Raw genomic sequence first — 12241 nt, forward strand, 5'->3', positions numbered from 1 at the left:
CTTTTGACCCACCCCCCCCCCTATCGACGAGTAGGGGCGGGCTGGGCACCCGATCCGGTGGTGATGGGCATGCCGTAGCGGCGTCTCTGATCTTGCTCGAACCTGCTCGGGTCTGCCGTCCGTGCCTCGCCGTCCTTCATCCAGAACCAGCGACGACGTTGAACAACAATCCAACTGGACCCGTATGCCGACATGACGCCGATCGCATTCCATCCGTCTTCAAGGCGGACGACACGGTTTGGTTTCTGCGTCGATGAGATCGGACCGAACCCATCGCACGACACGAGCTTCATCTCGTTTCTATACAGACGCATGCCGCCGTTCCTCTTTCTGCTTCTCGCTGTCGTGATACGCCTTGCTGACGCAGTGCAGGTTACCCGGATCCCAGAACAACCGCTCGTCACCGCGATGCGGTGTCTTGTGGTCAACGACCGGGCTATTGCCTGCAGGGTACTTGCCGATGCAGAGAACTCCGGTCCGCTGGCAGGTATAGTGATCCCTTGCAAGGATCTCCTGCCGGAGCTTCTGCCATCGTTGCGTCTTGTACCAGCTGCGCCATCCGACTGTCTGGTCACGCTCACGCAACCGAGCCTGCTCATCCCCGGGCGCTCTACCGAGGCGGGGAGCGAGCGTCGCAAGCTTCGGCTTCAATGTCTTGAGCCTGCCCACGATACCGCCTCGAACCCCGGAAATGCGAAACCCGCCGAGCGTTTCCGCCAGCGGGTTCGAATGTGATCTTTTTCACTGTGCACAAGATGCACCAAATCCGTGGCGCGCGTCAATCTGCCAATTGGAATTTATTCCGCTGCGATATCAATGTCTTGATTTACCGCTTCGCATTTTCGGATGGTCATCCATGGCTGCATGTTCGGCCGAAAGGGCAGCAAATCATGCCCATGCAGGCGCCCTGAGAGCGAGTCGCGAAGCTCGGAAAGCGCCGATTGCCAGATCTGCCATTCCATACGGGATACGATGGCGGCACGCAGCGACTGCTTCAGACGGTACTTCCGATAGGCACCCTTCACCGGCTTGTGCCTGCGCTTGTCAAAGCCATTGTCCTCATACTCGACCAGCCGACCAAGGCTATCTCTGCATTTGCGCTTTACGAACCACGCCGGCTTGCCTGCATTCATGACCATAACCGCGCGCGGCTCTTCGGCCGTCCAGTCAGGTCCGCGCCGGAGGACGGCAGCGCTGGTTACGAGCGTGGCGACATGCCTGCCGTTGATGCGGCCACCACGTTCACGATGATAATTTGCGACGCTCTCCACTTCCTCGCGGATCAGGCCGTGCTCGTCCTCCCACTCAGGGAACGGGTTCCAGCCGTCGCCGATATCAAGATCGCGGTCATCGAGCTCGCGAACGGTAGCGCCAACGATCAGCGCATCAGGGTGCGGCTCGCCCTCCCAAACATAGCCGGAGATCACGCCATAGACGTTCGGGGATTTGTCGACCATCGTCCCCAGCGTGATCACGTCCGACAGAATGCCCCAGGTCGACGGAGCGGCGCTCGGCCCGCTGCCTTCCGATGTCCCGACCTTTGGCAGTTCCATCGTAAAAGCCCAGGTCAACAGTTCCTCAATCGATATCTTTTTCATGTTTGACCTTCTGACCAGTTCTGTATGGTTCTGTAGGGTTTATGGTTAGTTATATGTATAGTTTTCTCTTTAGAAATCAGAGGCTTGTATAGTTCTGCATGGTTTGCTTTCCATACATATGAACAATCCTCCCGACCTCCAAACCTCCTATATGTATAGGCGCGCTAAACCCTGCATGACCCTACATCCTCATTGATTTCATTCACTTTTACGCCACTTTTGACCCTACAGTAGACCCTACAGAACTGGTCAGTCATGCCGATGTCGGAAGGGGTTTCGGGGTTATCACGGAAGGTCATCTGGCCATTCCTCGCGCGGTGGAGGGCGGTTCTCGTCTGAATTGGAGACCTTGGATGAGGGAAGATTGACGAGGCGGATGCCCTGATAGACGACGCCGCGATCGGTACGCTCCTTGCGGAATTTCTTGCCCATGATCTTGCCAAAGGCGGTGTTGCTCATGGGCTTGCCGCCCTGGTCGACGGTATCCTCAACATACCACTGATAGAGCACTTTGCCCTCCAGAGGCTCCGCCTTGTCGTCCTTGACGATACATCGCATGACGAAGCCGGCCGTCCGGTCCATTTCGTCGCGGTATTCCTGCGTGGCGTGCTCCACCGCCTTGGGGATCACCAGACCTTCCTTCAGGAAGATGTGCACGCCCTCGATCAGCCAGTTGAGGATGCCGGGATATTCGGGCTCGAAGGATGAGACGATCTCCTCGAATTCGCGCCTGTCCTCCTTCGCGATCTTGTTCGGCCAATGCACGACGGCCATGCGCCGCCAAATACCGTCGTCCGTGCCGGTGATGCGTGGGTAGCCGTTACCGCTCATGATCGCGATGAAGATCGGCAGGAAGTCCGTATATCCGGAGAAGAGATCGCGCGCGGTGATCGTCTCGCCGCCGGTCAGCTCCTTCACGAGATTTTCGCGGAGATCCTCGCCCTCCGGCAGCTCCTTTACCCGCAGCAGCCTGCGGCCATAAAGGCGGGCAAGGTCGGGGCTGGCGCTTCCTGATCCTCCTCCCTCGCCGATGAGACTGGTGGCCGGCAGTGTGACGGATACCTCGCCGAGCAGCCGGCAGAGTGTCTCCATATAGACCGACTTTCCGTTCGCTCCGTCGCCATAGTGGAAGAAGAGATATTGCACCGTGATGCCGAGCAGACCGAGACCGGAGCTGACCTGCACCAGCCGCCGCACTTCCGGATCCGGAAGCTTGCTTTCGAGGAAGATCATCCATTTCGGGCATTTGGCATCAGGCCTGTAGGTCACCGGCACGATATGGGTAATCATGTCCTGGCGGCGATGGCCGGGGATCACCTCAAGGGCAGTGTCGACGCAGAAATCGATATACTCCGGAGCGTCCGGCGTCTCCGCCGGGCTCTTATGCCTGGGATTGCGCCTGCGCTCTGTCTTGCGGCTGAAACGCAGCGTCGCGTTCTTCGTCGCTACCATCATGCGGTCTGCGTTGAAATCGTTCGGGGCCTTCATGATGTGCGGCGCAAGGCAGTCCAGGGCGGCCCGCATCTTGGCGACATTCTTCGACGTCACGGCGTGATCTAGCCTGCGCTTCACGCGCTTTTCGTGCTTCTCTTTGGCCTTGTCGGCAGCCAATATCAGGCGCTTGTCCTCCGGCGACTTCTCATTGTCCGGCTTCTTCATCGCCTCTTCCGCGCGCTCCATCAGGAGCTTTTCGAAACCGCTCGGCACGATATACGCTGACTCGGCCGCGATCCTGTCTCCCAGTCGCTGCGCAATGGCGAGCGCTTTCGGGCCGCCGTTGGCAACATCCCAATGGGTTCCGGTCCAGACCGAGAACATCGGAGTCTTCGCCTTCTCCTGGGCGACGACGAGCACGTCTGATCCAAAATGGACGAGCATGCGTTTGCCGTTGTCGGTGTCGGAGTGATCGAATTCCGCGCAATATTGCACGGCCGCATCCTCCGGAATGATATCCGTCGAAAGGTGCGGTGGCGGTTCGTCCGAAGGACCGAGAGGGGTTTCGGGGTTTTGCCCGGACCGCTGCTCGGCCGCCTCGGCCATCTTCTGCGCCACCGCCTCCGGCAGCTCGATTTTCTTTTTCTTCCCCGCCACGTTCATCCCGCCATCAGTTTTGAGAAATCGATTCCATGCGGCGGCCACCACGTCTCGATCGACCGCCCGTCTCGTGAAAACCGCCTTTCGGCGCGCGCCATGCAGGACGCGGTAAACACCGGTTCGCTGTCGCCATCGGCAAGCAGTATCAGCTCGTCGACGTGATCCGGCACCTGCATGGCGTCATCCGGCCCCTGGTCCGGATGCGGCTCAGGTCCCTGCACCCTGACGGCGCGGACCCTTCCCGCCTTGTCCTGATAGGTATCGTGCGGATGCGGAAAGGCCGATTTCGGATCGGCTGGACCGGCAAGATTGCCGAGATCGCCGGCCGCGAAATAGAAGGTGTCTGCGCGGAAATCCTCCGCGCCGGCGATCGCCAACCCGTTCTCGATCCCCTCGCCGCCAGCCCACCGCCGTGACGTCATCAGTCCAAAGAGCGGTATGAGCCCGCCTTTCTTCGTGCCGCGCATCTTCTTGGACGGTAGCGGCTTTCCCTTCTCGTCGAGGCCGAGATCGGCGCGGAACTTCGGCCCGTTGCGAAGGTCGATCCATGTCTGGTGGCACCCGATGATGCGGCCATCGAGATTGACGAAGGGCGCCACCTGTGTCGGTCCGGAATAGATGCAGAGCGGATTACCGCGCTCGTCCTGCCCTTCCCAATAGGAAAGGTTAGGCGCAAGGCGCAGGTTGAAAAAGACGGCCTCGTGCATCTCATAGCCTGTCCTGCGCTTCAGATATTCACCGAGGATGGGCGAGATCGGCCGTTCCGGCGCATGCAGGTAGATGCCGCGCGCCTGGTTGATCTCACGCTCGCGCCATCGGTTCTCCGATTTCTCGGCTTCCCGACTGCGCTCCTCGTTATCGCGCCGGCGCTGCTCGATCCTCTCGAGTCGTGCCCGTCGCTCTTCTTCCGTCTCGCGCTCGGCATCTTCCGGAACCGGCTGTCCAAGCGCGTCGGCGCAGGCCTCCAGGAAGCCTGTCCGGGTCGAAACGTTATGGCCGTTGGCAAGCGCCATCAGCGAAATCCCGTCACGCCCCTTGCCGCCGCACTGGCGGCAATTGAATGCACCGAGGCGCGGATTGATCGAGAACCGGTCATCGCCGCCGCAGGAGGGGCACGGGCCGGCGTAATTGCTGGTGGTGATCGGCACGTCGCCCTTGTGGCGAATGCCGATTTTAGCAGCGGCCTCGATGACGGTGACCGCGCGCGCTTCCTCGATGAAGAGATCGACGGCCGAGGTCATAAGCCGCAACCTCCTTCGCACTCCAACAAGAAGTCGTATTGGCCACGCTCAAAATCTGTCGAAAGATCCAGCTCGCTGAGTGGCGTGAGGGATCGATGCAAAAACAACCTGCCGGTCGATGTCCCTTTGTCGTTACGCTTCAGGCCAGGCCGAATAATACTGTCAACTTCCACGGCTTGAGCAAATCCGGCCACATCCGTCTCTCGTAGATTCCTCCATTCAGAATTCGTGCGATAGGGGCAGAACGTGCATGCGCTCTTTGTCGGGACTGGATAGTCGTTTTGCTTAAGCCAAAGCTCGCAGTCGTAGCGCGACATCCGTTTTTCAAGGAGCGGATATCTATTGACGATCCATGGTACGAAACTGGACCCGGCTCGGGCGACTTCATCAGAACTGATGCCGATGATCATTTCCACCGAAAATGCAGGTATGCGCTGGCGGGCTTTGAAGCCCATGATTTCGCGTATTTTCCGTTGTATAGGCTCAATTTTGTAGTGGCTGGTGCATTGGCGCCTCAAAGGCGCGCCGCGCCCGTCACGACCCGAAGTGTAAAACGGAGCGCACGGCGCTCTCCCCTGATTTCGAACAGGGTTCCCGGCAACTTGTTGCCTCAGGTCGTCGAGGATACTCCCAGCAGAAACGGTGATGATCTCGAATGGCTGCACCTGAGAATTGGAAAGCCATTTCAGATGTTCATATACAACACCAGGCTCGGCACCAGTGTCGGCAAAAATCACAACGTCAGGCTTTTCGATTTCGCCATGAGCAGCCATCAACAAGAGGGTCGTAGACTGTATTCCGGCCCCGAGAGACAAGACACGCAATCGAGCGTCCTTTACCGGCCCCCAAGAGAGGCTGCCTTTTCTCTGCTTCATCTTGCGACAGCCTCCCTCAACGGCACGCCGTCATAGGCGCGGTGATTGGCGAGATCATCGTCCTGTGCGATCCGCACGAGGCCTGCCCGCTGCACCACGTCCAGCGCCGTATCGAGTTCGTACCCTTCCGGCGTCGCGACCCAGCTCTTGCGGTCGATCGATATGAACGGCGTTCCGGGCGTCACGCCGCGCAGCTGGATGGCGCGCGTCACGTTGCGGAAATTCTCGATCTGGCCGGGCACGAGCCCCCAGGCCTCAGCCGTCTTCGCGCACTGATAAAGCGAAGGCGCGACGATCAGCAGGATGCGCGGGCGCTTCATGATCTTGATCATCATCAGGTCCACCTTTGAGAGAGGATGAGGTTCTGTAGTTCCGGCTGCGGGTGCGGAAGGACGCTCGGCTTGTCGTCTTGCTGAGGCCTGGACGGCAGCGCCGCGTCGACGGTCTCTCCGCGCATCCGGGCCTTGTTCCGCTCGATCCATGACGCGATGCGCCGATGGTCGTCGTCGGTCAGGAACTCAAGCCCTCCCGCCATGCGACGCTCGCGCCAGGCAAGTTCGGCGCCGGAGAGGTGCTTTCGCCCCGAGTACCAGAGGCCCACGCATTTCGTGCCGTTCGGCAGCTTCAGAACGTCGATCGGATCGGAGACGACGCGCACCCATTTCGGCTTGTTCGTCATCGCGCAGCAGAGTGCGTCCGCGATCGCTTCATCTGGATCGTTGGTCACGATGGTGAGGAAGATCTGGTCAGGCATCCTCCGCCTCCGCTTCCGGCTCGGCCGTCTCACTCTCGAACAGCCGCTGTTCCTTCGGCCTGTCGAGCTCGGCGATGTTGCGGACGGCCTGCCGGAAATATGTGTCCTTGATTTCGAAGCCGATGCCTTTCCGCCCCATGTCGACGGCCGCATAGACCTCGGAACCGATCCCGAGGAACGGCGTCAGCACCGTCTCGCCTGGCGCCGACCAGAGATCGAGGCATCGCTCGATCACGTCGAGCTGCAACGGTGAGATATGCTGCTCGTCCTTGTGGTCACGCGCCGAGCGATATTGCAGCGTCCGGTACTGGCGGATGTCCGACCAGACCGGCGAAGCGTATCGCTGCCAGACGAGGATCGATCGCCACGTCTCGATCGGCCATGGCTTGAAGGTGGGATCCTTGGCGCTCTCCTCGCGGCAATAGCGGGCGTAACCGTCCTGGCTGATGTCCAGCCCGTCACCGTGGAAGACGTCGAACATGCCGGAGATCGGCTCGGCATTGTCGCCGGGCTTGCGGAAGGTCACGATATAGTCCGCGAGCCCCATGCCGGAGAGCGACGAATCCTTCACCACCTGCTTGTGCAGCAACCGGATCGATTTCGTCCGCTGCTGCGCTGTGACGGGGTCTTTCCAGATGCAGACTTCCGAATGCAGGATCCATCCCGCCGCTTGGTAGGCCCGCACGACTTCGCCGCGGAAGTCGCGCATGCCGATGAAGCCGTCACGGTTCTTTGAGGTCGGCAGCTGCATGACATGCACCGAGTGCAGTCGCCCAGGCTTGGTGACGCGCAGCAGTTCCGGGATCAGGAAGCCGTAATGCTGCCAGAACCCCTCGCCTTCGTTGTTCGAGATGTCTCGGTCGTGGTTCGAGAACTTGTAGAGCCCTTCGAAGGGCGGCGAGTGAATGCCGAAATGCACGCTGGCATCCGGCAGCGCGCGGATCAGCTCGCAGCAATCGCCCTGATAGATCGCGTACCGGTCGTTGACGACCTGATCGACGGTCCTGGTGCCTGCGCTGACATCTGCGGGAGCCGGATCGACCGCCTTCTTCGCAGCACCTTTTGCTTTTTTCGTCACGGCTTTCACGCTGCTTCTCCTATCCAGTTCGGAATGGTCATCGGCTGCTCTGGCCGGTAATCGGGCACGTCGCGGGCAAGGCCGCGCACCGCTTCGGAGGAAAGGTCTGCCATGTGGCGGACCATGGCTTCCGCCATCCGCTCCGCGTCGGCGTCCTTGCGGCGGAAGTTCTGCACCACGTTGCCCTCACGCTCGTCGGCGATGAAATGCGCGTGGACTGGCATGGTCTGGCCGAAGCGCCAGAAGCGGCGGATCGCCTGGTAGATCTGCTCCCAGCTGTCGTTCATCCCGACAAAGCCGGTATCCCGGCAGTGCTGCCAGTTCATGCCGAACCCGGCGATCGAGGGCTTGGTGATAAGATGCGTGATCCGGCCGTCGCTGAAGGCCTTCATCTTCCGCTCCTTCTCGCCGTCGCTATCTGACCCGGAGAGATTGATGGCGCCCGGAATGGCGCGCGCCAGTTGCTCGGCCTCGCTGTTGAGATTGCACCACCAGACGAACGGACGGTCTGCGGGCGTGATGGAGGCAGCAAGCCTGACGCGCTCCCCGACGCTTTCGCGACGCACCGCCAGCCGCTCGGAAAGCGAGCGCGCCGGCATGGGGAAGAGGAAACCGGTTTCAAAGCTCGGACGATAGTCCGCCTGCACCACATGGTTATGATAGTGGAGCGGCGGGAGGTCGTATCCGTCGTCGGAATAACCGAGATCGGATGGCTTGCGCAGCATCACGGCCCAGGAAGCCATCCAGCGCCAGAATTCGTCTTCGGCATGGCCTTTCAGCCGCCACTTGCGGGTGTCGCCGCCATCATGGACGAAGAAGGTGGCGAGCATGTCGGTATAGCGCATGACGCCCAGGAACTCGGCATGGTTTCCGAGCTCCATGAAGTCGTTCGGAGCCGGCGTCGCCGTCGCCGCAAGACGGAAGGGAATGCGGCTGCATTCGGAAATCAGCCGCGTGCGATAGTGCCCGTCGACATTCTTGAGGATCGAGCTCTCGTCGAGCGCCACGCCGCCGAAATCGGAAAGCTCGAAGTGATCGAGCTTCTGGTAGTTGGTGATGTCGATCGACTGGTCGCCGCGTGCCGAGACGACCTGCGCGCCGATCCCGAACCTGCCGGCTTCGTCCATATGCTGGTGACTGACGGCGAGCGGGGCGAGCAGCAGCACCGGCTTGCGGGTGAACTGCGATACCCTGTGCGACCAGACCAGCTCCATCAGCGTCTTACCAAGGCCGGTTCCCGCGAAGATCGCGGCTCGGCCGCGCCGGAGCGCCCATCTGGTGATGTCGCGCTGATGCGGGAAAAGAAACTCCGGCAGTTCGATCGTGCCGGTGATCCCGGTTTCGGGATCCTTGACCCGTTTGTTTTCGAGGAAGGTCGCGTAATCCATCAGCAGAACCCTCCCGACATGACGAGGCGATGTGCCTCGCAATAGCTCTGCAGCTCCTCTGTCCTGGCGCCGCAGCACGGCGTCGCCGGCCCGGATCTGGTCTCCATGCATTCGAAAGGGAAACGGCACTGGTTGTGGCCGAGATCGACGAAGGCGATCGATGCCGTGCCGGCAAGCTGGAATTTCGACAGGTCGTAACGCTGCGACGTCTGCGCCTCTTCCACGAACTGCGGCACGATCACCATCTTCGCCGGCTTGGCGATCTTCGCCTTACGGTCTGATGCAGGCTTGGCGGCCGCTTTCTGCCGCTGGCGCTGCATGACGGCCGCCCTGCGCCTGATCGGATCCATGGTTTTGGAATTCAGCGGAGCGCGCTGCGGAAACCGGTCTCGGTTGCGATGTGCAAGCCCGAGCACGGCGCTGCGGGAGACCTTGAAGTGCCGCCCTATCGCCGTCGACGACAGGCCATCGGCCCACATCTTCGCAGCCTTGGTGACGTCGTCTTCGGACCAGATGAAATTGATGATCCCCATCACAGCCTCCCGAGACGCTTGGCATTCGGGTTGCGGAAGCAGATCTGGCCTTCGACCTGCATCATGGCGTCGCGGTCGGTGTAGTGCTTGTCGAACCAGGCATCGATCTGGTTCTCACCGCGAAAGGTCTCGAAGGCGATGCCGGCCATGATGTATGCTTTCGGATTACGCCGATCCATCCGCCTCTCGATCCCGTCGGTGCGATCCTCGATGGTCTTGAGGGCTTGCATCAGTGCGCCTCCATCTTGCGGAGCGCCTGTTTCATGGCGCGCAAAGCCTCGTCGATCTCGCGCGTGATCTCCTTGCGGTCGGCGGCGCAGATATGCCCGTCCGCGAGCCCTTCGGTGATCGCCCGCACCACGTCGGCCGCCTCGTTGGCGATGTTCAGCGCGTCGACGATATTGATCCGCTCTCCGGTTTCAGCTTTCGCGCCGGCAATTGGCACGAGCTGGTAGCCGAGCATTTCCGCCATGGTGGAGAGGATCGTCGGAGATCCGGCCTCAATGTCGCATTCGACGGCGACGTCGATCGGCATGAAGGTCTCGGCATTATCCTCGTTCGGCGATCCGTATTTGGAGAGGTTGCCGGCCTTGATGCGGGTGGCGTGCGAAAACGCTTCGCCGCCGCCCGCCATGTCGATCGCGCGGCGGGTGGCGGCCTTGAGTGTCAGTGCCTGTTTGTCGGAAATAGTGCGCAAGATTTCCTCCCTGAAAAATCAAGGAAATTTTTCAGCTTCGAATTTCAGTGAATGGCGGGCGTCGCGCCCGTAAGGTCAGCCCATCAGATCACGGGGGACCGCATGACATCTGAGACCAATTCATTCCGCAGCCTGCCTTTCAGGGCCGTAGATGTCTGGCCTGAGACGATGGCGAGAAACGCCCGAAATCTCCTCGACGGCAAGCACGCGCGTTGGAGGAACCTGATCCCACTGCAGAACGGCGGCAGGCGTAATACCTAGCCGACGCGCCAGTTCGCTGGCGCTTCCAACTGCTGAGATGGCTTCATCAAGAGCGAGAGTGTTCGTCGTCATGCTGCGATATAAGCATAACTTAGAAAATCAAACAAGTGATAATTGCGTAGACGCTGATGGAAGCGGCAGGCCATTTATAAGCATGGCTAAGAATGACATGAAACAGAGGGTCGGTGCGGCTATCCAGACGGCGCGCAAGCGGCGTGGGCTGGTGCAACGGAATATCGCTGATCCTTTGGGGACGACTGTCGCGGCAGTCGGCATGTGGGAGAGTGGGAAAAATCTCCCGAGTACAGAAAATTTGATCAAGACAGCCGAGATCTTGCGTGTCGATCCTGCAGCGCTCGGGCGCGGCGAAGTCGTCTATTTGGATGATGTCGGGCTAGCCGACGCAGAAGTGATCAGTGACCCAGGGCCGCCACCATCAGGCCCGATGGACGTCAAGGTCATGGGCGTCACCTATGGTGGCGATGACGGCGACTTCACGTTTAACGGAGAGATTGCCGGATATGTGCGCCGACCTGCGGGGATTGCCACTGTTCCGAATGTGTTTGCACTCCACGTCCTGAGTGACAGCATGGTGCCGAGGTATGACCCGGGAGAGGTGATTTACTGCGGTGGTCGCGACCCTATCCCCGGTGACCACGTCGTGATCGAGACCTTCCCGGATCAAGAAGGACAGGTAGGCAAGTCATTCATTAAAAAGCTACTCCGAAGAACGGGAAGTGAAATTATTGTTCAGCAATACAATCCACCCGCGGAACTCACATTTGACCGCTATGCCGTCAAAAACCTCTGGCGCGTCATCCCGCTGAAAGAGCTGATTGGTTTCTAAGGACGGCAGCCTCTGCCCTCTGCCTATCAATATCACGGCTGAAGAACGCCTGGACTGAAACGTTCTTTCCGGGCAATCCCTCGTCCATGCAGGCTGAGCAACTGAGCCTAGTAGCGACGCGGTCAAGTGGTGTGTGAAGAGTAACTCGCCCCCGCACAAGCTGCGCAGGCGCCAGCCATCTATTCCTTCCGCAGTCACCGCATTCGATGCTCAACCTGTTTGCGTGACCAAGCAAAACATCCCCGTTCATGCCTATTCTCGCCTTTTTGTTCTCGTTCGGTTCTCATAATTGATTCTTTTTTCCCGTGAGTCGAGTCCCCTCGTGCAAGCGGCGCTTATAATTTTCGCTTGTGCTCAAATGTAATTTTTGCTTATATCGATTGCATTCCGATCTAAGGAGGTGCAGCGATGATCCGCTTTGAGCCAATCCCCCAACCGAAACTCTGCATGCCGCCGCGCATCGTCCGCTCGCTTGAGGAGCGGATGGCAGACGACATGCGCGAGCTTCATTTCTCCGATCGCCCGGTAAACGAGGAAACTCTGATCGAGCGCGGCTGGACGAAGCCGACCATCAAGCGCCTCGCGCCGACCGCCACCGAGATTGCCCGCCGCAAGTCCATCCGTCAGGTGTCGGCATGAGCACGGTCGTTGCTTTCCCGAAGGCGGCATTGCGCGCACCGCGACACGATCGCTTTATCTCGAACACCCGCGAAGACGTCGAAGCAGCCGTAGCCGCCGATCCGAATGAGCAGACGCCGCGCACGCTGGCAGACATCCTGCAGGAGCGTGTCGGCATCTGGAATGACGTGATCGCCTTCTGGCTGCTGGCGGCGATCATCTTCTGCCTTGGCTTTTTCGCCGCGACGGTGGTGTGA

16 protein-coding genes are annotated in these 12241 nt (G+C 60.0%); 3 read left to right on the forward strand and 13 right to left on the reverse strand.

Annotated features, from left to right (window positions below):
• Window positions 1-300: 300 nt before the first annotated feature.
• The 13 genes from ABK249_RS02790 to ABK249_RS02850 all read right to left on the reverse strand — a co-directional run bounded on the left by ABK249_RS02790 (window position 301) and on the right by ABK249_RS02850 (window position 10591).
• Window positions 301-669, reverse strand: a complete 369-nt coding sequence (locus ABK249_RS02790) for an HNH endonuclease (RefSeq protein WP_348862151.1) — start codon at window positions 667-669, stop codon at window positions 301-303.
• A gap of 128 nt (window positions 670-797) precedes the next feature.
• Entirely contained in the window at window positions 798-1598 is an 801-nt protein-coding gene (locus ABK249_RS02795; protein WP_348862152.1) for a hypothetical protein, read from the reverse strand.
• Between the two features lie 285 nt (window positions 1599-1883).
• Complete coding sequence (locus ABK249_RS02800) at window positions 1884-3689, reverse strand: DNA primase family protein (protein ID WP_348862153.1); 1806 nt, start codon at window positions 3687-3689, stop codon at window positions 1884-1886.
• Between the two features lie 2 nt (window positions 3690-3691).
• Window positions 3692-4933: a primase-helicase zinc-binding domain-containing protein gene (locus ABK249_RS02805; protein WP_348862154.1), complete on the reverse strand. Its 1242-nt coding sequence runs from the start codon at window positions 4931-4933 to the stop codon at window positions 3692-3694.
• Window positions 4930-5808 carry a hypothetical protein gene (locus ABK249_RS02810; protein WP_348862155.1) on the reverse strand — a complete coding sequence of 293 codons (879 nt, stop codon included), beginning with the start codon at window positions 5806-5808 and terminating at the stop codon, window positions 4930-4932. The genes ABK249_RS02805 and ABK249_RS02810 overlap by 4 nt, the downstream gene beginning before the upstream one ends.
• The gene (locus ABK249_RS02815; protein ID WP_348862156.1) at window positions 5805-6143 is read right to left on the reverse strand and encodes a hypothetical protein; all 339 of its coding nucleotides are present in this window, start codon (window positions 6141-6143) and stop codon (window positions 5805-5807) included. Before ABK249_RS02815 ends, ABK249_RS02810 begins: the two co-directional genes overlap by 4 nt.
• A complete protein-coding gene (locus tag ABK249_RS02820) occupies window positions 6143-6562 on the reverse strand; it encodes a hypothetical protein (protein WP_348862157.1) in 420 nt (139 codons plus the stop codon). The genes ABK249_RS02815 and ABK249_RS02820 overlap by 1 nt, the downstream gene beginning before the upstream one ends.
• Window positions 6555-7532 carry a DNA-methyltransferase gene (locus ABK249_RS02825; protein WP_415926422.1) on the reverse strand — a complete coding sequence of 326 codons (978 nt, stop codon included), beginning with the start codon at window positions 7530-7532 and terminating at the stop codon, window positions 6555-6557. Before ABK249_RS02825 ends, ABK249_RS02820 begins: the two co-directional genes overlap by 8 nt.
• 113 nt (window positions 7533-7645) lie before the next feature.
• Entirely contained in the window at window positions 7646-9028 is a 1383-nt protein-coding gene (locus tag ABK249_RS02830) for a DEAD/DEAH box helicase (RefSeq protein ID WP_348862159.1), read from the reverse strand.
• A complete protein-coding gene (locus ABK249_RS02835; protein WP_348862160.1) occupies window positions 9028-9561 on the reverse strand; it encodes a GcrA family cell cycle regulator in 534 nt (177 codons plus the stop codon). The genes ABK249_RS02830 and ABK249_RS02835 overlap by 1 nt, the downstream gene beginning before the upstream one ends.
• Window positions 9561-9791 carry a hypothetical protein gene (locus tag ABK249_RS02840; RefSeq protein WP_348862161.1) on the reverse strand — a complete coding sequence of 77 codons (231 nt, stop codon included), beginning with the start codon at window positions 9789-9791 and terminating at the stop codon, window positions 9561-9563. Before ABK249_RS02840 ends, ABK249_RS02835 begins: the two co-directional genes overlap by 1 nt.
• Complete coding sequence (locus tag ABK249_RS02845) at window positions 9791-10258, reverse strand: phage regulatory CII family protein (RefSeq protein WP_348862162.1); 468 nt, start codon at window positions 10256-10258, stop codon at window positions 9791-9793. The genes ABK249_RS02840 and ABK249_RS02845 overlap by 1 nt, the downstream gene beginning before the upstream one ends.
• Before the next feature lie 120 nt (window positions 10259-10378).
• On the reverse strand, window positions 10379-10591 hold the full coding sequence (locus tag ABK249_RS02850) for a transcriptional regulator (protein ID WP_348862163.1): 213 nt from the start codon (window positions 10589-10591) through the stop codon (window positions 10379-10381).
• Between the two features lie 82 nt (window positions 10592-10673).
• Here ABK249_RS02850 and ABK249_RS02855 point away from each other — a divergent pair, with 82 nt between their 5' ends.
• The 3 genes from ABK249_RS02855 (at window position 10674) to ABK249_RS02865 (ending at window position 12241) form a co-directional block, all read left to right on the forward strand.
• Window positions 10674-11366: an XRE family transcriptional regulator gene (locus ABK249_RS02855; protein WP_348862164.1), complete on the forward strand. Its 693-nt coding sequence runs from the start codon at window positions 10674-10676 to the stop codon at window positions 11364-11366.
• 408 nt (window positions 11367-11774) lie between these two features.
• Window positions 11775-12005: a hypothetical protein gene (locus ABK249_RS02860; protein ID WP_348862165.1), complete on the forward strand. Its 231-nt coding sequence runs from the start codon at window positions 11775-11777 to the stop codon at window positions 12003-12005.
• Window positions 12002-12241, forward strand: a complete 240-nt coding sequence (locus ABK249_RS02865) for a hypothetical protein (RefSeq protein ID WP_348862166.1) — start codon at window positions 12002-12004, stop codon at window positions 12239-12241. Before ABK249_RS02860 ends, ABK249_RS02865 begins: the two co-directional genes overlap by 4 nt.

It is taken from the genome of Neorhizobium phenanthreniclasticum, from assembly GCF_040066075.1.
In the GTDB taxonomy this organism is placed as follows: Bacteria; Pseudomonadota; Alphaproteobacteria; order Rhizobiales; family Rhizobiaceae; genus Neorhizobium; species Neorhizobium petrolearium.